The organism is Streptomyces sp. NPDC048275 (assembly GCF_040652275.1).
Classification (GTDB): Bacteria; Actinomycetota; Actinomycetes; order Streptomycetales; family Streptomycetaceae; genus Streptomyces.
This window is the reverse complement of the sequence record NZ_JBEZLR010000015.1, coordinates 17,376-41,756: the sequence shown is the minus strand read 5'-3', so window position 1 is coordinate 41,756 and position 24,381 is coordinate 17,376. Positions and strand designations below refer to the sequence as shown.

Below are 24,381 nucleotides of genomic sequence, written 5' to 3'. Positions count from 1 at the left end.
ACGGACGGGTCGACTGTACGACCACTCCCGCCCCGCCCGACACCGGGTGACGGACTGTCAGGCCCTTGAGGGCCCCTAGCCCCCTCCCCCGTCCCACCTCAGTCCCTCTTCAGGCGCTCCTTGAGCGCCTCGAGGACCACCGGCGGCACCAGGTGGGACACATCGCCGCCCCACGTCGCGACCTCCTTGACCAGGGAGGACGACAGGAAGCTGTAGGTCGGGTTGGTGGGCACGAAGAGGGTCTCCACGCCCGAGAGGCCGTTGTTCATCTGGGCCATCTGCAGCTCGTAGTCGAAGTCGCTGACAGCGCGCAGGCCCTTGACGATGGCCGGGATGTCGCGCTCCTTGCAGAAGTCGACGAGAAGGCCGTGGAAGGCCTCGACCTCGACATTGCCGAAGTCGGCGGTGACCTGGCGGATCAGATCGATCCGCTCCTCGATCTCGAACAGCCCCTTCTTGGACTGATTGATCATCACCGCGACGTGTACGACGTCGTAGAGCCTTGAGGCTCGGCCGATGATGTCGAGATGTCCATTGGTGATCGGGTCGAATGACCCGGGACAGACGGCGCGGCGCAACTGAGGTCCCTCGCTCTCCGGTCCGGTCATCGTGCGTCTTCGCACGTAGAGGCGGCGCGACCGTACCAAAACGTCCCCTCGCCGTAACGACGGGCCCGGATCGCGTCGAAACCGTCCGGCCACCTGAATTCGCCGCCTCTGGTGCTGCGCTCCACGGTGACGAGGGCTTGGGCCGCGAGCCAGCCCTGCGTCCGGAGTGTGAGCAGAATCTCGCGAAGATCGTCGTCCGAGACGGCGTACGGAGGGTCGAGGAAGACGAGATCGTACGGTTCCGCCGGCGCTGGCGTCTGGGCGATCTGTTCCGCTTTGCCCGACCTGACCTCGGCGCCGGGCAGGCCCAGTGACTTCACGTTCTCGCGGATGATCCGGGCGGCACGGGCGTCGGCCTCGACGAGGAGGGCGTGGCCGGCGCCGCGGCTGAGCGCTTCCAGGCCGACGGCGCCCGAGCCGGCGTACAGGTCGAGCACGCGTTCACCCTCCAGCGGACCGCCGAGCAGGGACTGCCAGGTGGAGAAGAGGCCCTCGCGCGCCCGGTCGGAGGTGGGCCGGGTGCCGGTGCCCGGCGGGACGGCCAGACGGCGTCCGCCGGCCCGGCCGGCGATCACGCGGGTCATGAGGGTCCTTTGCGCTGGTGGTAGGGGTCGGGTGCGCTGGTGGTGCGTCGGATCCCAGTCTCTCAGCCGCGGTCCGGGTAGTGCCTGTCAGCCTCCTCTGTGGGGTGCCTCTCATGAGGGTCTCTCAGCCCTTGTCCAGGTACTGCTCGCGCTCCTCGTCGAGGAGCGCCTCCAGGGCGGTGCGCAGGCCGGGGATCCCGGTGAGCTCGGGGTCTGCGGCGACGACCGCGGCGGCCTCCTCGCGCGCCTCGGCGATGATCTCCTCGTCGTCGATGACGGTGAGCATGCGCAGCGAGGAGCGGACTCCGGACTGGGCCTGCCCCAGGACGTCGCCCTCCCGGCGCTGTTCGAGGTCGATACGGGAGAGCTCGAAGCCGTCGAGTGTGGACGCCACCGCGTTCAGCCGCTGGCGTGCCGGGCTCGCTTCGGGCATCTCGGTGACCAGGAGGCAGAGTCCGGCGGCGGAGCCGCGGCCGACGCGGCCACGCAGTTGGTGGAGCTGGGACACACCGAACCGGTCGGCGTCCATGATCACCATCGCCGTGGCATTCGGCACGTTCACCCCGACCTCGATCACCGTCGTCGCGACCAGGACGTGGGTCTCGCCGGCGGCGAAGCGGCGCATCACGGCGTCCTTGTCGTCGGGCTGCATGCGGCCGTGCAGCACCTCGACTCCGAGGCCCTGGAGGGGACCCTTGGCGAGCTGGTCGGCGATGTCGAGGACGGCGAGGGGCGGGCGCTTCTCGGCCTCGTCCTCGGGGGACTTCTTCTTGCCCTTCTTCGGGTCGTCCTCCTCGTCCCCGATGCGGGGGCAGACCACGTACGCCTGATGGCCCTTCTCCACTTCCTCGCGCACGCGCTCCCACGCGCGCGTGAGGAAGTGCGGCTTGTCGGCGGCCGGGACGACATGGCTGGCGATCGGTGAGCGCCCGGCGGGGAGCTGGTCGAGGACGGAGGTCTCCAGGTCGCCGAAGACGGTCATCGCGACCGTGCGCGGAATGGGCGTGGCGGTCATCACCAGGACGTGCGGGGGCTGCTTGCCCTTGCCGCGCAGGGCGTCGCGCTGCTCGACGCCGAAGCGGTGCTGCTCGTCGACGACGACCAGGCCCAGGTCGTGGAACTGCACCTTGTCCTCGATCAGCGCATGCGTGCCGATGACGATCCCGGCCTCACCGGTGACCAGATCGAGCAGCGCCTGCCGCCGCGCCGCCGCCCCCATGGATCCGGTGAGCAGCACGACCTTGGTGGAGTGCTCGACCCCGGAGAGCATGCCGCCCTCGGCCAGCTCCCCCAGCATCTCCGTGATCGACCGGTGGTGCTGCTGGGCGAGCACTTCGGTGGGCGCGAGCATCGCGGCCTGCCCGCCCGCGTCGACGACGGCGAGCATGGCGCGCAGGGCCACCATCGTCTTGCCCGATCCGACCTCTCCCTGGAGCAGCCGGTGCATCGGATGCTCGGTGGCGAGGTCGTCGAAGATCTCCTTGGAGACCTTCTCCTGCCCCTCGGTGAGGGTGAACGGCAGCTTGGCGTCGAAGGCGGTGAGCAGGCCGTCCGGCTTGGGCCTGCGGGCCACTGCGGGCAGCTGCGCGTCGGCATACCGGCGGCGGGCCAGGGCGACCTGGAGGACGAAGGCCTCGTCCCACTTGAGGCGGGCGCGGGCGTCGTGGATGTCCGCCTTGGTGTGCGGGCGGTGGATCTTCAGGAGGGCTTCGGGGAGGGAGACCAGACCACGGCCGTCCCGGAGGGAGTCCGGCAGGGGGTCGACGGCCTCCTGGGCGCTGGGCAGCACCGTCTGGACGGACTTGGCGATCTTCCAGGACTCCATCTTGGCGGTGGCCGGGTAGATCGGGATGAGCGCGCCGGCCCAGGAGTCGACGGTCTCGTCGTCGCCGTCGCCGCGCAACAGCTCGTACGCCGGGTGGGCCAGCTGGAGGCGGTGGTTGAAGACGGAGACCTTGCCCGAGAACATCGCGCGCGTGCCGGGCAGGAGGTCCTTGTGGGGCTTGTGTACACCATTGCCGAAGAAGACCAGCTGGAGGCGGCCGCTGCCGTCCGTGATGGTCACTTCGAGGCGCTGGCCCTTGCCGCGGGGGGCTTTGGACGAGGCAAAGGAGTGCAGGCGCGCGTCGGCGACCTGGGCGACCACCGTCACATGCTCGTCCATGGGCAGGTCGGCGAGGTGCGTGAGCTGCCCGCGCTCCTCATATCTGCGCGGATAGTGGTGCAGCAGGTCACCGACGGTGTGCAGGTCGAGGTGCTCGGCCATCACCTTCGCGGTGGGGGGACCGAGCACCTTCTTCAGTGGTTCATCGAGCGCGGGCACGAGATCCATTGCACACCACACCACTGACAATGCCGTATACGTCCTGGAAATCCGCTGGTCAGGCCGGTCGGTCCGGGCCTAGGATGGCGCGCTCCGGCCCGCTTCGCGGTCACCGTCCCCCGGGACCGCCCGACCCCGCGCCGTCGCCCGTCCCCCCACCGGCGCTGCGACGATGGACTCTCAGACTTCTCAGTCATTCCAGACACCTCAGTCTCCCCATACGTTCCAGGTCGACCTGCGTGGCCTCGTGGACCTGCTCTCCCACCACCTCTACTCCAGCCCCAAGGTCTATCTGCGCGAGCTGCTGCAGAACGCCGTGGACGCGATCACCGCGCGGCGGGCCGAGCAGCCGGACGCCCCTGCCACGGTCCGGGTGTACGTCGACAAGGGCGCGGAGGGCACCCTGCGCGTGGAGGACTCCGGTGTCGGGCTCACCGAGTCCGACGTGCACAGCCTCCTCGCGACGATCGGCCGCAGTTCCAAGCGGGACGACGGCCTTCAGGCGGCGCGCTCCGACTTCCTGGGGCAGTTCGGCATCGGGTTGCTGGCGTGCTTCGTGGTCGCCGAGCGCATCCGGGTCGTCAGCCGCAGCGCGCGTACGCCCGACGCGGCGCCCGTGGAGTGGACGGCGACCGACGACGGCTCGTACACCGTGCGGACGCTGCCGCACGAGGCCCGCACCGAACCGGGCACGACCGTGCACCTGGTGGCGCGCGCGGGGGCCGGCGAATGGCTGGCCGAGGAGCGGGTGCGGTCGTTGGCCCGGGACTTCGGATCGCTGCTGCCCTACGACGTACGCGTCGGCGACGAGGCGATCGCGGAACTTCCGGCGCCCTGGGACCGCGCGTACCCGAGCCCTGCCACCCGAAGGGTGGCCCTGGCCCGCCACTGCCACGACCTCTTCGGGTTCACGCCGCTGGACTCGATCGACCTGGACGTGCCGCTCGCCGGGGTCCGGGGCGTGGCGTACGTGCTGCCGTCCGCGGTCAGCCCCGCCCAGCGCGCGAGCCACCGGGTGCATCTGAAGGGCATGCTCCTCACCGAGCGGGCCGAACAGCTGTTGCCGGACTGGGCGTTCTTCGTGCGCTGCGTCCTGGACACGGACAGCCTGCGGCCCACCGCGTCCCGCGAGGCGCTGTACGAGGACGAGACTCTGGCGGCCGTACGCGAGGCCCTGGGCGAGCGCATCCGGTCGTGGCTGACGGGGCTGGCGGCGGGCGACCCGGAGCGGCTGGCCGCCTTCCTGTCCGTGCACTACCTGGGTGTGAAGTCCCTGGCGCGGCACGACAGCGAGATGCTGCGGACGATGCTGCCGTGGCTGCCCTTCGAGACGACCGACGGACGGCTGTCCCTGGAGGAGTTCGCCCAGCGCCACCCGGTGGTGCACTTCACCCGGACCGTGGAGGAGTACCGGCAGGTCGCCCCCATCGCCTCCGCGCAGGGCATCGGCGTCGTCAACGGCGGCTACACCTACGACAGCGAGCTGGTGGAGGCGCTGCCGTCGGTGCGTCCGGGGACGGTCGTGTCGGAGCTGGACGCCGACACCGTGACGGCACATCTGGACGCCGTCGACCCGGCCGAGGAACTGGCCCTGTCCGCCTTCCTGGGGGCCGCACGGGCCAAACTCGACCCTCTGGGCTGCGATGTGGCGCTGCGCGCCTTCCACCCGCTCTCGGTCCCGGCCCTGCACCTGGACGACCGGGCGGCCCGCCACGAGCAGGCCCGCGCGGAGGCCGAGGAACAGGCCGACGACCTGTGGGCGGGCATCCTGGGCTCGCTGCGCGGCAGCGCTCCACGCGCGCGTCTGGTGCTCAACCATCTCAATCCACTGATCCGAAGGATCAGTGGATTGAACGACCCGGAGCTGATAGGCACCGCCACGGAGTCCCTCTACGGACAGGCCCTCCTGATGGCCCAGCGCCCCCTGCGGCCCGCTGACTCGGCGCTCCTCAACCGCGCGTTCATCGGCCTCCTCGAGTGGGCCACCCACACCGATCCCGGGAAGGACGACCGCCGATGAGCCAGGCCATGGACTTCGACATGCTGCGCCAGGCGATGGCGGACAACCACGAGCAGCCGGAGGGCCCCGCCCGCAACGCGCGCGCGGAGCACCTGCTCGTCGAAGCCGAGAAGTTGAACATCCCGCTCGCCGTGATCGAGGCGCTCGGACACCAGCTGCAGGTCTACAACTACAGTTCCGAGAAGGACAAGATGTTCGTCCCCTTCGCGCGCCTGCTGCGCATGTGGGACGAGCGCCCGGAGGACTTCGACGAGTACGAAATCCACTCGCTGCACTGGGTCTTCAAGTGGATGTCCTCCGGCATGCTGGACCAGCCGCACATTCCGCTCGCCTCCATAGAGAAGTGGCTCGGCGAGATGGAGCACCGCTACCGGCTCGCCGGGCACTCCGAACGGGCGGTGCGTGGAGCCGAGTTCAGCGTCGCCGCCCATCTCGGGGACCTGGAGCGCGCCGAGCGGGCGTACACCGCGTGGCTGGCCGCCGACCGCGACACCATGGCCGACTGCCACGCGTGCGAGCTGCAGAGTCAGGGGTGGTGGCGGGCGCAGTGCGACGCGGACGCGGAGGCGCTGGAGCTGTGGCGCCCGGTCCTGGAGGGCGAGTACACGTGCGCCCACGAGCCGCACACCGTCCTGGCGTCCTCCCTGGTCCCCCTGCTGCGCCTGGGCCGCCTGGACGAGGCCCGCGCCCACCATCTGCGGGGCTTCCGGCTGGTCCGCTCCATGGAGAGCATGCGCGACGCGTACGCGGACCACGTGGAGTTCTGCGCGCTCACCGGCAATGAGGCGCGTGCCCTGGAACTGCTCGCCGAGCGGCCGGCCTACTTCACCGACTCCGGGGAACCGCGCAGCAAGCTCGACTTCATGGCCGTAACGGCCCTGCTCATGGACCGGCTGACCGAGCTCGGCCTCGGCGGGCGGACCGTGACCGGACCGGCCGGACGCGCGTGGACCGCGGCGGAACTCGCGGTCCACGCGCGCGGGGACGCCCTTTCGCTGGCCGCGCGTTTCGACGCGCGCAACGGAACGTCGTACGTGAGCGAGCGCGCCCGCGTGCGGATGGCCCAGCGGCCGCTGGTGGACCGGCTGCCGTTGGGCGTGCGCTCCACGCGGCACGTGTCGCCGCCGACGGCGACGGCAACGGGGGCTTCGGCTTCGGCTTCGGCTTCGGCTTCGGCGGGACGATCGGGCGGCGGCGTGAGGTCGGCCGCCGGGCCTGACCTGGCCGAGTTGCTCGCTGAGGCCCGGCGGCTGTCGGCGTCCCGCAGCCCGGAGGCCGTCGCGGCCTGGGCGGCGGTCTCGCGCGCCGCCGAGGGCCAGGAACTGGACGTCCGCGACCGCGCGGAGATCGCCGACCACGAGGCGATGGACCGCGGTCCCGAGGGCATCGAACTCTTCCATCGGGCGGCCGAGCTGTACGCCGAGGCGGGCGACCCCGGCGAGGCGCTCGCGGCCCGCGCCCGCGCCGCGTACGTCCTCGCCCTCACCGGCGGGACGGAGGAGGCGTTGGCGGCCGTCTCGTCGCTGTACGAGGAGGTGCTGGCGCTCCGCGCGGACGGCGGGACGGGGGTGTCCCAGACGGCGTCCGTGCTGGTGGGGCGGGCGCGGATCTTGATGCATCGGGTGCAGGAGGGGGAGGGCTCGGACGAGTCGGGGCCGGCGGCGTCGACGGAGACGGACGACGGCGATGTCCTGGCCGCCGCCGAGGAGGCCGCACGCGAGCTGCTGGTTCTCGCCGAGCCGCACATCGCGGACGTACGCATGGGCTCCCGGGCCGCGGAGGCGCAGGCGATACTCGGTGAGCTCGCGGCGCGCGTCGGGGACGCCGAGGCCGCCGCCGAACTGCTCGCGCGGGCCGCGGAGTCGTTCGTGGCGGCCGGGCTGCCGTGGCTCGCCGTGGAGTACGAGTCCCGGCTCGCCGGGATCGCCCGGCACCTCGGCGACGCGGCGGAGGCCGAGCGGGCCGCACGCGCGGCGCTGGAGCACGGCGGGCCCCACCTGGAGCCGATGGGACACGCGCAGTTGCATCTGCAGCTCGCCGAGGTCCTCGGCGCCACCGAACAGTTCGGGCTTGCCTCGGAACACGCTCTGGAGGCCGCGCACTGGGCCGACGAGGCGGGCGAGAGCGCCACGCTCGGTGCCTGGGCCCGGCACCAGCTCGGCGGTTTCCTGCTCCGTCAGGGGCGTTGGGCCGAGGCTGCGGAGATCTTGGAGTCGGCGCTGCCCGATCTGACCACCGACATGCACGGCGACGGTGCGATCGTGCAGACGCAGTGGTGGCTCGGCGACTGTCTCACCGAGCTCGGCGACCATCGCGAGGCCGCCGAGCGCTGGTTGCAGGCCGCGGACATCGCCCGGCACTGGCCCGAGCAGCGTGACCACGCGATGCTCGCCCACCTCGCCGCCGAGGCGCTCGGCCACGCCGGGCTGCCCGCCCAGGCTGACCTGGCGTACGCCCGGGCCGGCGACCTGTGGCGTGCCCTGGGCAACGTCCACGGCCTGATCCGGGCGCTACGGGCGCGGGCCTGGGCGGCAGTGGGCACGGATGCGGGGCTGGACGCGGCGCGGGAGTTGATGTCGGTGGCGGTGCGGGAGTGCGAGGGGGCGCTTCTCGCGGAGAGCGAGGGCGAGGGCGAGGGCGAGGGCGAGGGCGAAGGTGAGGGGCTTGAGGAGGCGCGTCACCGCCTTGTCGCCGAACTCGGTCACACCCACCGGCAGTTCGGTGACCTCGTCGCGCGTTGCGTCCCCGACGACGCGGAGGAGGCTGCGGTGCCGGGCCTCCTCGAGGAGGCCTTGACCCACTTCACGCAGGCCGTCTCGGTGTTCGTCCCGCTCGGAGACGATGCCCTCGACGCGCGTACGGGCGCCGAGCTCGCCGCGGGGTGGGTGGAGGCCGACCTGCGGCTGCCCGCGGCGGCGTCCGCACGCGCGCGTGCCGTGCTTTCCGCGTATGCCGGGGTGGAGGGGGAGACCGCGGCGGCTCGCCGGGCGGAAGCGGGAAATCTGCTGGACCGTTTGGAGAAGCACCCGGCGCGCTGACGGGCGGGTTTTCGCCCCCGCCGCCCCTACCCGTCCCATACCCAGGGGCTGCCGCCCCCGGACCCCCGCCTTCGCGGGTCTGGGGGCGGCAGCCCCCAGGTACGCAGGAAACGTGGCGCGACCGCTACTCCACGCCTATCAGCAGCAGCGCCCCTTGCCGCCCGCCCCGATACACCACCGTATCCACCGCCAAGTACGACTCCCTGACCCGCGATTCAAGATGCGCGGCAATGGAGTCGGGAGCCTCGTCGCCCAGGACCAGGGTGACCATCTCACCGCCGGCGGCGAGCATACGGTCGAGGACGGTTTCGGCGGCGGCGGTGACGTCGGAGCCGATCACGGCGACGTCACCGTCGATGAGACCGAGGACGTCGCCGGCCTGGCAGATGCCGGCCATGGTCCAGGACTGACGCTCGGCGACGGCGACTTCGGCGTAGCGGGTGGCACCCGCCGCCGAGGTCATGGCGACGACATCCTCGTCGAAGCGACGGTCGGGCTCGTGAACGGCCAGCGCGGCGATGCCCTGGACCGCGGAGCGGGTCGGGATCAGCGCGACCCGGACACCTTCCGTACGGGCCTGTTCGGCGGCGGCCGCCGCGGTGTGACGCAGCTCGGCGTCGTTGGGCAGAAGCACCACTTCGCGCGCGTGGGCACGCCGTACGGCCTCGACGAGCTCGCCGCTGGCGGGCGGCTCCCCGGGCCGCGCGAGCACGGTGGTCGCGCCGGCCTCGGTGTACAGCCCGGCCAGCCCTTCACCGGGCACGACCGCCACCACGGCCCGCTGCGCCCGCTCCCGCGGCGGCCGTCCCGCCGCGCCCGCGGTGTGGGCGTCACCGAGCCCGAAGTGCGTGATCCTGATCCGGTACGGCCGCCCGGCCTCGACACCCGCCTCCACGGCGGCACCCGCGTCGTCCACATGCACATGGACGTTCCACAGCCCGTCCCCGCCGACCACGACGAGTGAGTCCCCCAGCCGGTCGAGCCGGTCCCGCAACCGAGCCACGGCCGCGTCCTGCGCCTCCAACAGGTAGATGACCTCGAAGGCGGGCCCGCCCTCGCCCGGCCCGCCTTCCGCACAGGCGTCGTTCCCGTCGGCGTCCCCGCGCGCGTGGACCTCCCCGGGAACCGCACCAGAAGCCGCATCGAACACCGCACCGGAGAGCGGCCTCGCGCTCGGAACCACCCCCGGCACTTCCCCCGTGAACGTCTCGACCAGCGCCGCGAGCACCGCCACCAGCCCCCGCCCGCCCGCGTCGACGACACCGGCACGCTTCAGGACGGCCAGCTGTCCAGGGGTCGCGGCGAGGGCCGCCCGCGCTCCCTCGTACGCGGCGCGGGCGACCGTGCCGCAGTCGCCCTCGGTGCCGGTGGCCGCTTCGGCGGCGGCCGAGGCGACCGTGAGGACCGTTCCCTCGACGGGGTGCGCGACAGCCTCGCGTGCGGAGTCGGCGGCCTGCTGGAGGGCGAGACGGAGACCCTGTCCGTCGGCGTGAGCGGTCTCCCCGTCGGCGGCGAGTACCTGCGCCATGCCGCGCAGCAGCTGCGCGAGGATCGTCCCGGAGTTCCCCCGGGCCCCAATCAGTGCCCCGTGCGCCATCGCCCGCACCGCATCGGCGAGGGCGGGCCGCCCCACCTCCGTGGAGGTGGTGAAGGGGTCGTCAGCTGTGGTGGACACGGCGCCGTGGCCCTCGAAAACCGCCTCGACCGCGGCGACCGCCGACTCCACCGTCAGATACAGATTCGTCCCGGTGTCCCCGTCGGCCACCGGATAGACGTTGATCGCGTCGATCTCCTCGCGCGCCCGCCCCAGCGCCTCCAGCGCGAGACCGCACCAGGTGCGCACCGCGGATGCGTCCAATGTCTGCGGCACCTGCGGCACCTGCGCCTCCTTGAGCTGCTGGACGTGGGACGCAGCGTAGACCCAGGACGGGTTACCGTCGGTAGGGGGCCCTGAGGAGGACGCAGGGCAGGTCCGGGGAGCAGCCATGGTAGTTTCGTTCTCTGGACGCAGTCGTTGTATGCTGCTCCAGTTGCCCGATCCGATCGGGCCTTCCCCCTGGCACCGCCACTCAGATCCTAGATCTTGATCCCGGCATGCCGGGATCCACCGTAAGTGCATCTGAAGTCTTTGGAGTGACCCGTGGCTGCCAACTGCGACGTCTGCGGCAAGGGGCCGGGCTTCGGCAACAACATCTCGCACTCGCACCGCCGTACGTCCCGTCGCTGGAACCCCAACATCCAGCGCGTCCGTACCGTGGTCGGCGGGACGCCGAAGCGCGTGAACGCTTGCACCTCGTGCATCAAGGCCGGCAAGGTCTCGCGCTGACGCTACTCCCCCACGCTCTCGGCTCCGCTTGAGCAGGGGGACCCCCATCGCGCGCGGCCACTGCTGGTTCGCTTACAGAAAACCGGTCCACCTCACGGTGGGCCGGTTTTTTGTCGTACGCGCGCGTGCGACCTGCCAGAATCTGTGGAATGCGCTTCGGCATCCTGGGCCCTCGACATCCGCGCCGAGGACGGCAGCCCCGTGGATCCCGGCGGTCCCCGCCCCCGCGCCCTGCTCACGCTGCTCCTCCTCCAGGCGGGCCGCACCATCTCCACGGAGCGACTGACCGACTTCCTGTACGGCGCCGCGCCGCCGGCCGGGGCCGCCAATGCCCTCCAGTCCCAGGTGTCCCGACTGCGCAAGCGGCTCGGCCCCCGCACGGAGATCGAGGCCGGCCCCGCCGGCTACCGCCTCGCCGTCTCCCCCGACGCCGTCGACGCCCACCGCTTCGAGCGGCTGTCCCGCGAGGGCCGCGCGGCCCTCGCCCAGGGCGACCACACCGGGGCCGCAGCCCTGCTCCGGGAGGCGCTCGCCCTGTGGCGCGGCCCGGCCCTCGCCGACCTCCCCGACGCGCAGGCCCAGGTCGCCCGCCTCGAAGAGCTCAGGCTCACCGCCGTACAGGACCGTGTCGAGGCGGAACTCGCGCTCGGCGGCGGCCCCGAACTGGTCCCGGAGCTGCGCGAGCTGCTCACCGCGCATCCGCTGAGCGAGCGGCTGTACGGACAGCTGATGCGGGCCCTGCACGCGGAGGGGCGGCCCGCGGAGGCCCTGACGGTGTACGAGGAGGCGCGGCGCATCCTCGCGGACGAGCTGGGCGCCGACTCCTCGCCCGAACTGTCCGCCCTCCACCTGGAGCTGCTCCAGGGCACGGGTCCCGCTCCCCAGCGCCTGCCGGCCCAGCTGACCCACTTCATCGGCCGTGAAGCCGAACTCGCGCGGATCGGCGCGCTGCTCACCCAAGAACGGCTGGTCACGCTCACCGGGCCGGGCGGCGCGGGGAAGACCGCCTTGCGATCGAAGCCGCCCAGGCCCGCGTAAATGCCGGCGCAAGCGTGTACCTCGTCGAGCTCGCCCCCCTCACCGACCCTTCCCAGCTCCCCTACGCCCTCCTCACCGCCCTCGGCCTGCGCGAAGGCCTCCGCATCCCCTCGGCAGACACCACGCAGCGGCTCCTCGCCGCCCTGGAGGACCGCGAGCTGCTGCTGGTCCTCGACAACTGCGAGCACCTGGTCGAGGACGTGGCCCGGATCGCCGGACTGCTCCTCGGAGCGTCGCAGATGAGCTGAGGTTTCCTCGGCGATCCTGGGTTTTCCTGGATCGCGGGAAGCGGCCCGTGGTGCCTGGCTGGGTATGGACCCCCGCCGGTGGCTCGCGGTCCGTGCCGCCGGCGGGGGCACGGTGCTCATCGCTTGCGGTACCTGCCGCCTGTGGCGCCGCCGGCTGCGGTGCTTCGGTGACTGGGGCAGCCGCCCCGCCGGACGCTTTCCACCCGGTTCGGACCCGGGTGGGGCGGGGACCCCGCGTCGCTTTCCTGGGCACGGGGCGGATTCTCAAGGAGACCGGAATCGTGATTGCTGCTCCCACCGGCCTCGCAAGATGGGCGGCATGGGCACCGGCGTCGCGATCGTCGGCGCGCACGTCCTGGCGGGCGAACTGGCTCTCGCGAACGGCGACCACCGCACCGCGTTCGCCGAATACGAGACGCGCATCCGGGACTTCGCCAAGGGCTGCCAGAAGATCTCCGGCAACGCGGGGCCGTTCTTCGCCCCGCCGACCGAGCGGGGGATCCGCAGTCGCGACCGCGTGTACCGGCTGCTGAGCTCTCGCCTCCTGGCCGGCTTCTTCAAGAAGCTGACGGAGAAGGCGGCCACCGGCATCAAGCTTCGCGAGTACCCCGTCTGAACGCTCAGGTGGTCACCTGTTCACGACTCGATGTCCCCGAAGTGGTCCCAGCCCCCCTTGCTGGTCCAGGGTGCGCTGTCCACCGTGACCTGCGGCAGCGCCGACGGGTTGAGGACCTCGCCGATCACCTTCCAGCGCGCGGGCAGCTTCACGTCCGGCGGGAAGGTCGCCACGATCGCGTGGTCCTCGCCGCCGGTGAGCACCCATTGGATCGGGTCGACTCCGACGGCCTGGCCGATGTCGTTCATCTGGGACGGGATGTCGATCGCGCCCGAGCGGATGTCGATGCGTACCTTGCTCGCCTCGGCGATGTGCCCCAGATCGGCGATCAGCCCATCACTCACGTCGCACATCGCCGTCGCCCCGAGCCCGGCGGCCGCGGGACCCGCGTGGTACGGCGGTTCGGGGCGCCGGTGGGCCTCCACGAAGGCGCGCGGCGAGCGGAAGCCCCGGGAGAGCACCGCGAACCCGGCCGCGGACCAGCCCAGCCAGCCCGTCACGGCGACCACGTCGCCGGGCTGTGCCCCGCCCCGGGTCACCGGCTCGTGGCCGCGCAGATCGCCGAGCGCGGTGATCGAGACCATGATGGTGTCGCCGCGTACGACATCGCCGCCGACCACGGCCGCGCCCGCGACCTGGCACTCGTCGCGCAGCCCGTCCATCAGCTCGGAGGGCCAGGTGGCCGGGAGTTCGGCCGGGACGACCAGGCCGAGCAGCAGCGCGGTCGGTACGGCGCCCATCGCGGCGATGTCCGCGAGGTTCTGCGCGGCCGCCTTGCGTCCGACGTCGTACGCCGTGGACCAGTCACGGCGGAAATGCCGCCCCTCCAGGAGGATGTCGGTGCTCGCGACGACCCTGCGATCGGGCGCGGCGACCACCGCGGCGTCGTCGCCGGGGCCGACCCGGACCGCCGGGGTGGTGGTGAGACGCGAGGTGAGCTCCTTGATGAGCCCGAACTCCCCCAACTCGCCCACGGTGCCCTTCATAGTCGTACTGCCCCTTCTGTTCCTGTCTGCGCCGCGGTACGCGAGCCGTCCTCGGTGCGGTCGCGGGCCGTCTGTGTACTCGGTACGGTCGAGTTGACCGTCAACTTGTGCAGTCTGTGCACCCCGGCGCGCAAGCCCCAGCCACCGCGGGTCTCCCCGCGGCGAGCGGCGACGCGATACCGTGGCGTTCCTTTTCCCCACATGATCCTCGTGGCCGCCCTGGAGGTTCCGTGGTACAGGCGTACATCCTGATCCAGACGGAGGTCGGCAAAGCGTCGACCGTCGCCGAGACGATCAGCAAGATCCCGGGGGTGATCCAGGCCGAGGACGTGACAGGACCGTACGACGTGATCGTGCGGGCCCAGGCCGACACGGTTGATGAACTCGGCCGCATGGTGGTCGCGAAGGTCCAGCAAGTGGACGGCATCACCCGCACCCTGACCTGCCCGGTCGTTCATCTGTAGCCCCCGTCTACCCTTGGCCGGTGGACTTCTCCCGTCACCGGCGCACCGCTCTCTTCGGGCTGCCCGTTCTCGCCCTGTTGATCACCGTCACGAGCTGCTCCTCGGCGGACGACGACGCCTCGGCCGCGGTTCCCAGCCCGGACGCGAAGGTCGTCAAGCTGTGTCAGAACCTGGACAAGGCGCTGCCGAAGAAAATTGACGGCCTCGACCGGGACGATCCCGAGCCCCGGTCCGCGCTGACCGCGGGCTGGGGAAGCCCGGCGATCATACTGCGCTGCGGTGTCGAACGACCCGCCGCGATGAGCAACCAGAACGCGCTCAGCGGCGAGGTGAACGGCGTCGGCTGGCTGATGGAGAAGCAGGACGACGGGTCATACGTCTTCACCAGCAGTCTGCGCCGCGCGTACGTCGAGGTCAGCGTGCCGTCCCAGTGGGTGCAGCAGGACGGCTCGGGCTCGCTCGTCGATCTGGCCGCGCCCATCAAGAAGGCGATCCCCGAAGGAATCGCCGACTGACGTACAGACGTACAGGAGCGCTGTCGCGGCCCCGCGCCAGGGGTCTAGGGCCTGTCCGGCGGATCAGGTCGCAGACGCGGGGTCTGGTGCGCCCATCTGCGGCGTTGTCGTCGGTTGCCGACTCCCCCAAGTTCTCGGCTTCGCTCGAACAGGGGGGACCCCCATCGCGTCGTCGCCCTCCTCCGTCTTGCAGCTGGACGCACCAGACCCCGCTCACCTGGGCTGTCAGGCGCCGTTGCTTCCCTGCGACCTGATCCGCCGGACCGGCCCTAGCGCAGCCCCGTCGAGCGGTGCAGCGCCGCCTGCACCAGGCGGTCCACCAGTTCCTGGTAGCCCACGCCGCTCGCCTCCCACATCTTCGGGTACATGGAGATGGGCGTGAAGCCCGGCATGGTGTTGATCTCGTTGATCACGAACTCCCCGTCCTCGGTGAGGAAGAAGTCCGCGCGCACCAGGCCCTCGCAGGAAGCGGCCTCGAACGCCTCGACCGCGAGCCGCTGGACCTCGGCGGTCTGCTCGGTGGTCAGCGGGGCCGGCACCAGGCCGGGCGCCGAGTCGATGTACTTCGCCTCGAAGTCGTAGTAGGCGTGCGACTGCACGGGCGGGATCTCGGCGGGCACGCTCGCGCGCGGCCCATCCTCGAACTCCAGCACCCCGCACTCGATCTCGCGGCCGCGCAGCAGCGCCTCCACGATGATCTTCGGGTCGTGGCGCTGGGCCTCCTCGATCGCCTCGTCGAGGCCTTCGAGGGAGTCGACCTTGGTGATGCCGATCGAGGAACCCGCGCGCGCAGGCTTGATGAACAACGGCCAGCCGTGGTCACCCGCGAAGTCGATGATCTTCTTGCGGGCGGCCGACTCGTCGCGCTCCCACTCACGGGGCCGGATCACCACGTACGGGCCGACGGACAGCCCGAAGGAGGTGAACACCCGCTTCATGTACTCCTTGTCCTGGCCGACCGCCGAGGCGAGCACGCCGGAACCGACGTACGGGACTCCGGAGAGCTCCAGGAGTCCCTGGAGGGTGCCGTCCTCGCCGTACGGGCCGTGCAGCACGGGGAAGACGACGTCGACCTCGCCGAGAGCCTTGGGAACGGAGCCCGGCTCGGTGTAGACGACCTCGCGGTTGGCCGGGTCGACGGACAGGACCACGCCGCCCTCGTTGGACTCGGCGAGCTGCTCCACGCTCGGCTGCCGCCGGTCGATGATGGCCATCCGCTCCGGTTCGTCGGCGGTGAGCGCCCAACGGCCGTCCTGGGTGATGCCGATCGGCAGGACGTCGTACTTCGTCCTGTCGATGGCGCGCAGGACGGCGCCGGCCGTGACAGTGGAGATCCCGTGTTCGGAGCTGCGGCCGCCGAAGACGACGGCCACGCGCGGCTTGCGAGGCGGCTGCTCAGGGCTCTGGGGGAGGTTCTGGGTGCTCATATCGGGTTGAGAGTACCCGTTGGTACGGCGCTGAGTCAGCGCCCCACGGCGGTCGTTGCTCAGCGTCGTACGAGCCGTTGCGGAGCGTCGTCCACCTGAGGGTTCGGTCCTCCACCCGAAGTTCAGCGGCGCTCGGGCTTGGCGCTGCGCGCCATCAGTTCCTTGAGCGCGACGACCGGCGGCTTGCTGTCGTGGACGATGCCGACGACCGTCTCCGTGATGGGCATGTCGACGCCGTGCCGGCGGGCCAGATCCAGCACGGACTCACAGGACTTGACGCCCTCGGCGGTCTGCTTGGTGACCGCGATGGTCTCCTGGAGGGTCATGCCCTTGCCGAGGTTGGTGCCGAAGGTGTGGTTGCGCGAGAGGGGCGAGGAGCAGGTCGCCACCAGGTCGCCCAGGCCCGCGAGTCCGGAGAAGGTCAGCGGATCGGCGCCCATCACGAGGCCGAGCCGGGTGGTCTCGGCGAGTCCGCGCGTGATCAACGAGCCCTTGGCGTTGTCGCCGAGCCCCATGCCGTCCGCGATGCCCACGGCGAGACCGATCACGTTCTTGATCGCGCCGCCGAGTTCACAGCCCACCACGTCGGTGTTGGTGTACGGGCGGAAGTACGGGGTGTGGCAGGCGGCCTGGAGTCGCTGGGCGACCGCTTCGGAGGTGCACGCGACGACGCCTGCGGCCGGCATCCGGGCGGCGATCTCACGGGCGAGGTTGGGTCCGGTGACCACGGCGACGCGGTCCGCGCCGACCTCGGCGACGTCCTCGATCACCTCGCTCATCCGCATCGCGGAGCCGAGTTCGACGCCCTTCATGAGGGAGACGAGGATCGTGTCGGGCGCGAGCAACGGCGTCCACTCGGCAAGGTTGCCGCGCAACGTCTGCGAGGGCACGGCGAGCACGGTGAAGTCGGCGTCGCGCGCGGCCGCGGCGGCGTCGGTGGTGGCCCGCAGGTTCTCGGGGAGTTCGACGCCCGGCAGATAGTCCGGGTTCGTCCGCGTGGAGTTGACCGCTTCGGCGAGTTCGGCACGACGCGCACACAGGGTGACTTCGCACCCCGCGTCGGCGAGCACCATGCCGAAGGCCGTACCCCACGATCCGGTCCCGAAGACGGCCGCCTTGACCGGCTTGCTCACGTGCCCTGCCCCTCTTCCTGCTGTGCTTTTCGCTGTGCGGGTGCCTGTGCTTGGGCCTGCACCTGCGCCTGTGCCTGTGCCTGCACCTGCGCCTTTTCGTAAGCAGCGGTGCGCCTGCGCTGCTCGATCCGCACCTGACGCGGGTCGTAGGGCGTTTCGGGCGCCTTCTCGCCGCGGATCTGCTCCAGCTGCGCGGTGACGGCGGCCATGATGACCTCGGTGGCCTCCTTCAGGAGGTCCGGGCTCATCTCCTTGTCGTAGAAGCCAGACAGGTCGACCGGGGGGCCCGCGAGCACGTAGTGGGTCTTGCGCGGAAGGAGGTTGGGCTTCTTGGCGTACGGCGGCAGCAGTTCGTTGGCGCCCCACTGGGCGACCGGGATCACCGGGCACTTGGTCTGCAGAGCGACCCGTGCGGCACCGGTCTTGCCGGTCATCGGCCAGCCGTCGGGGTCGCGGGTGAGCGTGCCCTCGGGGTAGAAAGCGACGCATTCGCCGCGCTCCACGGCGTCGATCGCGGCCCGGAAGGCGCTCAGCGCGTCGGTGCTCTCGCGATAGACGGGGATCTGTCCGGTGCCGCGCATCGCGGCCCCCACAAATCCCTTCCGGAAAAGCCCGGCCTTCGCCAGAAAACGCGGAACACGCCCGGTGTTGTACTGATAGTGCGCATACGCGAACGGATCCACATGAGAATTGTGGTTCACCGCGGTGATAAATCCGCCCTCGACCGGAATGTTCTCCATTCCGCGCCAGTCCCGCTTGATCAGAACCACCAGTGGCGGTTTGCAGAGGACCGCTGCGAAGCGGTACCAGAAGCCGATTCTGCGGCGGGGCACGCGGACACCTTCCTCTTAGGGCCTGGGGGGCCGCACAAGTGTCGCCCCAGGCCGTCTGTCTGTCGAGAACACCGTACGCCCCGACGTCCGGGCCTCCAGGGCTGCCGGGTCACAATGGGCGCGACAAGGGAGGAACGGAGCGCTCGTGCAGTGGACCCTGGTGGTACCCCTCAAACCCCTGGCGCGAGCCAAGAGCAGGCTGTCGGACACCGCAGGCGACGTAGTGCGTCCCAGCCTCGCTCTCGCGTTCGCGCAGGACACCGTGGCGGCCGCGCTGGCCTGTGCGGCGGTCCGAAATGTGGCGGTAGTCACGGACGACGCCCTGGCCGGACGGGAGCTGGCCGCGCTCGGCGCGCGGATCGTCCCGGACGAACCCGCAGGGGGCCTGAACTCCGCACTAGCGCACGGGGCGGGGATCGTACGCTCCTACAGTCCCGAATGCGCCGTGGCGGCCCTGAACGCCGATCTGCCCGCGTTGCGGCCCGTTGAATTGGCCCGGGTACTCGAGGCGGCCGCGGAATTCCCACGCGCTTTTCTCCCTGATGCGGCCGCAATCGGCACGACCCTGCTGACAGCTTCCCCCGACCATGAATTGCTCCCCGCTTTCGGTACCGATTCCCGCGCCCGTCATCGCGCCTCGGGCGCCGTGGAACTCCGCCTCGACTCGGTGGATTCCGTACGTCAGGACGTGGACACCGGCGACGACCTGCGGACGGCGCTCGCACTGGGCGTGGGCCCGCGCACAGCCGCGGTGGCGGCGAATCTGCTGATCCCGGGCCAGCCCGGCGGCTGACCCGGGGCGCCGCCCACCGACGTGCTCGCGGCCCCTCGAAGCCTCGGGCTCCGGTCAGCGCCGCCCCGACCACCGACAGGCGGCGCTCCACCCACCCGCCATCACCTCCGACTCCGCCGCGGCTCCCGGCGCCCCTCCTGCTGACCGGCGCCCGCCCCGGCCCCTGATCACGGGGGCAGCCCGTATGCCACTCCCGGGCGTGCGGCCGTAGGCTTCCGGCATGCAGGCGACCGCGTACACGTACGACCCCGAGACCCACAGCGGCCAAGTGCTGCTCGACGACGGCACCCCGGTGCCCTTCGACGGGCCGGCGTTCGACGCCGGGGGGCTGCGACTGCTGCGCCCGGGGCAGCGCGTGCGCATCGAGACCGAGGGGGACGGCGACGCACGCCGGATCACCCTGGTCACGCTCCAGACCTTCTGACCCCCCTGGAAGGGTTCCTGAACCCCTTCCTGAACCAGCCCCTGAACCCGTTCCCGAACACGCCGCGGGCCGGGCTCCCCAGGGGAGCCCGGCCCGGCGCGTGAGTTGCCCTGCGCCCTGTTACTGGCGGGCGGTGGTGGCCTTCTTGGCGGTGGTCTTGCGTGCCGTCGACTTCTTGGCGGGGGCCTTCTTGGCCGTCGCCTTCTTCGCCGGGGCCTTCTTGGCCGTCGCCGTCTTGGCGGTGGCCTTCTTGGCCGTGGCCTTCTTGGCGGTCGCCGTGGTCTTCTTGGCGGTCGTCTTCTTGGCCGTGGTCTTCTTCGCGGCGGCGGTGGTCTTCTTCGCCACCGTCTTCTTCGCCGTGGTCTTCTTGGCCGCCGCCTTCTTGGCGGTGGTGGCCTTCTTGGCCGCGGCCTTCTTGACCGTGGCCGCGGCGCCGCCGGTCAGGCTGCCCTTGGGCGCCTTCTTGACCGCGACCTCGCCACCACGAGGGAGCTTCTTCGAGCCGCTCACCAGGTCCTTGAAACCCTGGCCCGCGCGGAAGCGCGGCACCGAGGTCTTCTTGACCCGAACACGCTCACCAGTCTGCGGGTTGCGGGCGTAACGAGCGGGACGGTCCACCTTCTCGAAGGAACCGAAGCCGGTGACCGAGACCCGGTCCCCGCCGACGACCGCACGGACGATGGCGTCCAGTACCGCGTCGACCGCGTCGGCGGCCTGCTGACGCCCGCCGACCTTGTCGGCAATCGCTTCTACGAGCTGCGCCTTGTTCACGTCTTCCCCTTCGGAGACATCGCCCGAACGAATGCGTTCAAGCTTTTTCGCACGTTAGGCAGATATATACCGCAAATCAAACACGAAACGGGCTAATCACCCTTGTGCCGCAACGAACTCGGGCTGTTGCGGAGTTCCTCAGCGTTCCTCTTCGAGGAATCGGCCCTCGTCGAGGTCGGTGGTGAACCGCTCCAGCCGCCTTGTCGCATCGGCGAGATCGTGCTTGGCCACGGCCGTAATGACCAGCAGCTTCCGGGTCAGCGCCATCCGTACGCCCTCCGGGACTTGCAGTGCGCGCACTCTTGTGTGCGCTTCCTTCAGTTGGGCCGCGACTGCCGTATAGAGCTCGAGTTGGCCGTCGTGTTCCATGCACAGATTGTGCCATCTGGGGCGAGTTGTCGCCTGCGCAGGGGGTAACTGCCGTACCCGGAGAGGGTCCTGAGCGCCTCCGCACGCTCCGGCGCCAAGGTGCGCGTACCCAGGCAATCGCCCTTGTAACTAGGGGAGTTGGGGCCCTCCCGAGCGGCTCCGCGATGCCCTCCGGGGGCAGACACAGCTGTACCCCCAACCGTCCACGATTGGGGGTACAGAGGCGTGTTGCGTTGGCTGAAATCAGCCGTGCGTCAGACCTGGAGCGTCTTCGGCTTGTGCGACGGCCGCTTGGCCTCGTACGTCGCGATGTCGCCCTCGTTCTGGAGGGTGATGGAGATGTCGTCAAGGCCGTTCAGCAGCCGCCAGCGGGCGTTCTCGTCGAGCTCAAAGGCGGCGGTGATACCCTCGGCGCGCACCTCACGGGCCTCAAGATCCACCGTGATCTCGGCCTGCGGGTCCTTCTCGGTGAGCTCCTGTAGCGCGTCCACGATCTTCTGCTCCAGAACCACTGTGAGCAGGCCGTTCTTCAGCGAGTTGCCACGGAAGATGTCCGCGAAACGGGACGAGATGACGGTCTTGAATCCGTAGTTCTGCAGCGCCCAGACGGCGTGCTCGCGCGAGGAGCCCGTACCGAAGTCGGGACCGGCGACCAGGACCGTGGCGCCTTGCCGCTCCGGCCGGTTGAGCACGAACTCGGGATCCTTGCGCCAGGCCTCGAACAGCCCGTCCTCGAAACCGTCCCTGGTGACCTTCTTGAGCCAGTGGGCGGGGATGATCTGGTCGGTGTCGACGTTGCTGCGGCGCAGCGGAACGGCCCGGCCGGTGTGCGTGGTGAATGCTTCCATGACTTCTCAGACTCCAGCGGGCGTACGGGCGGCAGACGAGTCGGACAGGTCGGCCGGGGAGGCCAGGTGACCCAGCACGGCGGTGGCGGCGGCGACCTGCGGCGACACCAGGTGCGTACGGCCTCCCTTGCCCTGCCTGCCCTCGAAGTTGCGGTTGGAGGTGGACGCGGAGCGCTCACCGGGGGCCAGCTGGTCGGGGTTCATGCCCAGACACATCGAGCAGCCCGCGTGCCGCCATTCGGCGCCGGCCTCCTTGAAGACCACGTCCAGGCCCTCGGAGACGGCCTGCAGACCGACCCGCGCGGAGCCGGGTACCACCAGCATCCGTACGCCGTCGGCGACTTTGCGGCCCTCGACGATCGCGGCGGCGGCACGCAGGTCCTCGATGCGGCCGTTGGTGCACGAACCTACGAAGACGGTGTCGACCTTGATGTCGCGCAGCGGCTCTCCGGCGGTCAACCCCATGTATTCCAGGGCCTTTTCGGCGGCCAGGCGCTCCGAAGCGTCTTCGTACGAAGCCGGGTCGGGGACGGACGCCGAAAGCGGCGCGCCCTGGCCGGGGTTGGTGCCCCAGGTCACGAACGGGGAGAGCGAGGCGGCATCGATGACGACCTCCGCGTCGAATTCCGCGTCCGCGTCCGACTTCAGGGTCGACCAGTAGGCGACCGCGGCGTCCCAGTCCTCGCCCTCGGGGGCGTGCGCACGGCCCTTGAGGTACTCGAAGGTGGTCTCGTCGGGGGCGATCATGCCCGCGCGGGCGCCGGCCTCGATCGACATGTTGCAGATGGTCATCCGGGCTTCCATCGAGAGCTTCTCGATGGCGGAGCCGCGGTATTCCAGGATGTAGCCCTGGCCGCCGCCGGTACCGATCTTGGCGATGATCGCCAGGATCAGGTCCTTGGCGGTGACGCCGTCGGGCAGTTCGCCGTCGATCGTGATGGCCATGGTCTTGGGGCGGGCCAGCGGCAGCGTCTGGGTGGCCAGCACGTGCTCGACCTGCGAGGTGCCGATACCGAACGCCAGCGCGCCGAAGGCGCCGTGCGTGGAGGTGTGGGAGTCACCGCACACGACGGTGGTGCCGGGCTGGGTCAGGCCCAGCTGCGGTCCCACGACGTGGACGACGCCCTGCTCGACATCGCCCAGCGAGTGCAGGCGCACACCGAACTCGGCGCAGTTCTTGCGCAGCGTCTCCAGCTGGGCCCGGGAGACCGGGTCCGCGATGGGCTTGTCGATGTCGAGGGTCGGGGTGTTGTGATCCTCGGTGGCGATGGTGAGGTCGAGGCGGCGCACGGGACGCCCCGCCTGACGGAGGCCGTCGAAGGCCTGCGGGCTGGTCACCTCGTGCAGCAGGTGCAGATCGATGAAGAGGAGGTCGGGCTCGCCCTCGGCGCGCCGGACGACGTGGTCGTCCCAGACCTTCTCCGCGAGTGTCCTACCCATCGCTTTCCCTCCGGCCGGCCTGTGTGGCGCCGGCCCAACTAGAGATTTCCGAGGCGGCGGCGCTCGTACCCCTCGTACCGGACGCCTGCCGCCGGGCCCGTTGGTCCGCGGGCCGCTGTGTCTACCAGAGTGGCGCGTTCCACCGAAAATTGAACTTGCGTTTCACAGAGTGAGACGCGAGTATCGTTGCATGGACAACAGTAGCGGCGTCGGCGTTCTGGACAAGGCAGCCCTTGTCCTGAGCGCTCTGGAGTCCGGTCCGGCCACCCTCGCGGGCCTGGTCGCTGCGACCGGACTGGCACGACCCACGGCACATCGCCTCGCCGTGGCACTTGAACACCACCGCATGGTGGCGCGCGACATGCAGGGCCGTTTCATTCTCGGACCTCGGCTGGCCGAGCTGGCCGCGGCCGCGGGCGAGGACCGCCTCCTCGCGACGGCGGGCCCGGTGCTCACTCACCTGCGCGACATCACGGGCGAAAGCGCGCAGCTCTACCGCCGCCAGGGCGACATGCGCATCTGCGTCGCCGCGGCCGAGCGCCTGTCGGGCCTCAGGGACACGGTCCCGGTCGGTTCCACACTCACGATGAAAGCGGGGTCCTCGGCCCAGATCCTGATGGCCTGGGAGGAGCCCGAGCGTCTGCACCGGGGCCTGCAGGGCGCCCGCTTCACGGCCACAGCGCTCTCGGGCGTACGACGCCGGGGCTGGGCCCAGTCGATCGGCGAGCGCGAGCCGGGCGTCGCGTCGGTCTCCGCGCCGGTACGCGGCCCTTCCAACCGTGTCGTGGCCGCCGTCTCGGTCTCCGGACCGATCGAGCGCCTGACCCGGCATCCGGGCCGGATGCACGCCCAGGCGGTCATCGACGCCGCCGGCCGCCTTTCCGAGGCCCTGCGCCGCACGGGCTGACCCACGCCAGGTAGGGCCCGCCTCAACGCCGCGGCAGGCCCTCCCTCACCTCGGTCTTCCCCACCTCGGGCTTCTATGCCCTGGACTCCCGCACCTCGGCCTCACCGGTCCCGGATTCGCGGTGCGCGAACCGTTCGGCCGCCCGCCGTCCCCGCCGCTCGATGGGCAGTACGCCATGCGCCGCTCCGAGCCCGAAGGGCGGCATGTCCGCGTAGATCGACTCGTACGACCCCGCCGGCACGATGTACGCCTCGTGCCAGATCCCCACGTGCTGCCGCACCTTCCCCGCGCGTTCCTTGCGGTTGATGATCGCCCACACCTTGTGGTGGAACATGTCGGGCGCCGCCGCGTACGCGTACAGCTGCTCCTTGGATTCCCAGTACTGGACGACGTAGTACGTCCTCGGCGAGGCCGTCAGCAGAACGTGGCCGAGCAGCCCGCGGCTCTTGTCCCTGGCCAGTTCACGGAGCATGCGCGGCATCGCCAGGAGCGCGGGCACCCAGTGGTGCACCGCCCAGAAGTGGTTGACGCGCATGCCGATCAACAGGACGACCACGTCCCCCTCGGCTGCGGCGGTGGTACGGCCCGCGATGGGCTTGACGAACATCACGACTCCCCCTTGATGGTTCCCCTCGATGATTCCCCTGGATGAATCCGCGGTTGGATAGAG

21 protein-coding genes and 2 pseudogenes are annotated in these 24,381 nt (G+C 70.7%); 10 read left to right on the top strand and 13 right to left on the bottom strand.

All coding sequences use genetic code 11. The features are described from left to right. Nucleotides 1–98: 98 nt before the first annotated feature. From coaD to recG, 3 genes are all read right to left on the bottom strand, one after another. On the bottom strand, nt 99–578 hold the full coding sequence (coaD, locus tag AB0D57_RS12200) for a pantetheine-phosphate adenylyltransferase (RefSeq protein WP_362070825.1): 480 nt from the start codon (nt 576–578) through the stop codon (nt 99–101). Between the two features lie 26 nt (nt 579–604). After that, complete coding sequence (rsmD, locus tag AB0D57_RS12195) at nt 605–1,192, bottom strand: 16S rRNA (guanine(966)-N(2))-methyltransferase RsmD (protein WP_362070690.1); 588 nt, start codon at nt 1,190–1,192, stop codon at nt 605–607. Between the two features lie 124 nt (nt 1,193–1,316). Next, on the bottom strand, nt 1,317–3,524 hold the full coding sequence (gene recG, locus AB0D57_RS12190; RefSeq protein WP_362070688.1) for an ATP-dependent DNA helicase RecG: 2,208 nt from the start codon (nt 3,522–3,524) through the stop codon (nt 1,317–1,319). Nucleotides 3,525–3,687: 163 nt separating this feature from the next. Between recG and AB0D57_RS12185 the strand changes: the two genes are divergently transcribed. After that, nucleotides 3,688–5,535, top strand: coding sequence for an HSP90 family protein (locus tag AB0D57_RS12185; RefSeq protein ID WP_362070686.1), 1,848 nt, complete (start codon nt 3,688–3,690; stop codon nt 5,533–5,535). Then, a complete protein-coding gene (locus AB0D57_RS12180; RefSeq protein WP_362070683.1) occupies nt 5,532–8,573 on the top strand; it encodes a tetratricopeptide repeat protein in 3,042 nt (1,013 codons plus the stop codon). Before AB0D57_RS12185 ends, AB0D57_RS12180 begins: the two co-directional genes overlap by 4 nt. A gap of 124 nt (nt 8,574–8,697) precedes the next feature. Here the strand turns inward: AB0D57_RS12180 and AB0D57_RS12175 are convergent, their stop codons facing one another. Further along, nucleotides 8,698–10,452: a DAK2 domain-containing protein gene (locus AB0D57_RS12175; RefSeq protein ID WP_362070681.1), complete on the bottom strand. Its 1,755-nt coding sequence runs from the start codon at nt 10,450–10,452 to the stop codon at nt 8,698–8,700. 261 nt (nt 10,453–10,713) lie between these two features. Here AB0D57_RS12175 and rpmB point away from each other — a divergent pair, with 261 nt between their 5' ends. The 3 genes and pseudogenes from rpmB to AB0D57_RS12160 all read left to right on the top strand — a co-directional run. Next, on the top strand, nt 10,714–10,899 hold the full coding sequence (rpmB, locus tag AB0D57_RS12170) for a 50S ribosomal protein L28 (RefSeq protein ID WP_003993230.1): 186 nt from the start codon (nt 10,714–10,716) through the stop codon (nt 10,897–10,899). 149 nt (nt 10,900–11,048) lie between these two features. After that, nucleotides 11,049–12,167 (top strand): annotated as a pseudogene (locus AB0D57_RS12165) (BTAD domain-containing putative transcriptional regulator); the annotation flags it as partial. Between the two features lie 328 nt (nt 12,168–12,495). After that, nucleotides 12,496–12,801, top strand: a pseudogene (locus AB0D57_RS12160) (FAD-dependent oxidoreductase); the annotation flags it as partial. Nucleotides 12,802–12,821: 20 nt separating this feature from the next. Here AB0D57_RS12160 and AB0D57_RS12155 read toward each other — a convergent pair. Continuing rightward, the gene (locus AB0D57_RS12155) at nt 12,822–13,787 is read right to left on the bottom strand and encodes a thiamine-phosphate kinase (protein WP_362070679.1); all 966 of its coding nucleotides are present in this window, start codon (nt 13,785–13,787) and stop codon (nt 12,822–12,824) included. 230 nt (nt 13,788–14,017) lie between these two features. On the opposite strand from AB0D57_RS12155, the gene AB0D57_RS12150 reads away from it, so the two are divergent. Together AB0D57_RS12150 and AB0D57_RS12145 are read left to right on the top strand one after the other, a co-directional pair. Further along, on the top strand, nt 14,018–14,251 hold the full coding sequence (locus tag AB0D57_RS12150) for an Lrp/AsnC ligand binding domain-containing protein (RefSeq protein WP_028802415.1): 234 nt from the start codon (nt 14,018–14,020) through the stop codon (nt 14,249–14,251). 20 nt (nt 14,252–14,271) lie between these two features. Beyond that, entirely contained in the window at nt 14,272–14,766 is a 495-nt protein-coding gene (locus tag AB0D57_RS12145; protein WP_362070677.1) for a DUF3515 domain-containing protein, read from the top strand. Nucleotides 14,767–15,035: 269 nt separating this feature from the next. Here AB0D57_RS12145 and AB0D57_RS12140 read toward each other — a convergent pair whose 3' ends face one another. The 3 genes from AB0D57_RS12140 to AB0D57_RS12130 all read right to left on the bottom strand — a co-directional run bounded on the left by AB0D57_RS12140 (nt 15,036) and on the right by AB0D57_RS12130 (nt 18,159). Beyond that, nucleotides 15,036–16,193 carry a D-alanine--D-alanine ligase family protein gene (locus AB0D57_RS12140; RefSeq protein WP_362070675.1) on the bottom strand — a complete coding sequence of 386 codons (1,158 nt, stop codon included), beginning with the start codon at nt 16,191–16,193 and terminating at the stop codon, nt 15,036–15,038. 122 nt (nt 16,194–16,315) lie between these two features. Further along, a complete protein-coding gene (locus AB0D57_RS12135) occupies nt 16,316–17,326 on the bottom strand; it encodes an NAD(P)H-dependent glycerol-3-phosphate dehydrogenase (protein WP_362070673.1) in 1,011 nt (336 codons plus the stop codon). Then, nucleotides 17,323–18,159 (bottom strand): lysophospholipid acyltransferase family protein, encoded by an 837-nt coding sequence (locus AB0D57_RS12130; protein WP_362070671.1) that lies wholly within the window; start codon nt 18,157–18,159, stop codon nt 17,323–17,325. The genes AB0D57_RS12135 and AB0D57_RS12130 overlap by 4 nt, the downstream gene beginning before the upstream one ends. Before the next feature lie 145 nt (nt 18,160–18,304). On the opposite strand from AB0D57_RS12130, the gene cofC reads away from it, so the two are divergent. Together cofC and AB0D57_RS12120 are read left to right on the top strand one after the other, a co-directional pair. Beyond that, nucleotides 18,305–18,952: a 2-phospho-L-lactate guanylyltransferase gene (cofC, locus tag AB0D57_RS12125; protein ID WP_362070669.1), complete on the top strand. Its 648-nt coding sequence runs from the start codon at nt 18,305–18,307 to the stop codon at nt 18,950–18,952. Nucleotides 18,953–19,172: 220 nt separating this feature from the next. Beyond that, nucleotides 19,173–19,376: a hypothetical protein gene (locus AB0D57_RS12120; protein WP_362070667.1), complete on the top strand. Its 204-nt coding sequence runs from the start codon at nt 19,173–19,175 to the stop codon at nt 19,374–19,376. Between the two features lie 120 nt (nt 19,377–19,496). Here AB0D57_RS12120 and AB0D57_RS12115 read toward each other — a convergent pair whose 3' ends face one another. From AB0D57_RS12115 to leuC, 4 genes are all read right to left on the bottom strand, one after another. After that, nucleotides 19,497–20,147 carry an HU family DNA-binding protein gene (locus AB0D57_RS12115; RefSeq protein ID WP_362070665.1) on the bottom strand — a complete coding sequence of 217 codons (651 nt, stop codon included), beginning with the start codon at nt 20,145–20,147 and terminating at the stop codon, nt 19,497–19,499. Nucleotides 20,148–20,285: 138 nt separating this feature from the next. Continuing rightward, entirely contained in the window at nt 20,286–20,516 is a 231-nt protein-coding gene (locus AB0D57_RS12110; RefSeq protein WP_362070663.1) for a hypothetical protein, read from the bottom strand. A 254-nt stretch (nt 20,517–20,770) separates the two neighbouring features. Continuing rightward, nucleotides 20,771–21,364 carry a 3-isopropylmalate dehydratase small subunit gene (gene leuD, locus AB0D57_RS12105; protein WP_362070661.1) on the bottom strand — a complete coding sequence of 198 codons (594 nt, stop codon included), beginning with the start codon at nt 21,362–21,364 and terminating at the stop codon, nt 20,771–20,773. A 6-nt stretch (nt 21,365–21,370) separates the two neighbouring features. Beyond that, the gene (gene leuC / locus AB0D57_RS12100) at nt 21,371–22,804 is read right to left on the bottom strand and encodes a 3-isopropylmalate dehydratase large subunit (RefSeq protein ID WP_362070659.1); all 1,434 of its coding nucleotides are present in this window, start codon (nt 22,802–22,804) and stop codon (nt 21,371–21,373) included. A gap of 190 nt (nt 22,805–22,994) precedes the next feature. On the opposite strand from leuC, the gene ndgR reads away from it, so the two are divergent. Next, nucleotides 22,995–23,711 carry an IclR family transcriptional regulator NdgR gene (gene ndgR, locus AB0D57_RS12095; protein ID WP_028806673.1) on the top strand — a complete coding sequence of 239 codons (717 nt, stop codon included), beginning with the start codon at nt 22,995–22,997 and terminating at the stop codon, nt 23,709–23,711. Between the two features lie 73 nt (nt 23,712–23,784). Here ndgR and AB0D57_RS12090 read toward each other — a convergent pair whose 3' ends face one another. Next, nucleotides 23,785–24,318, bottom strand: coding sequence for a DUF4188 domain-containing protein (locus tag AB0D57_RS12090; protein ID WP_362070657.1), 534 nt, complete (start codon nt 24,316–24,318; stop codon nt 23,785–23,787). Nucleotides 24,319–24,381: the final 63 nt, after the last annotated feature.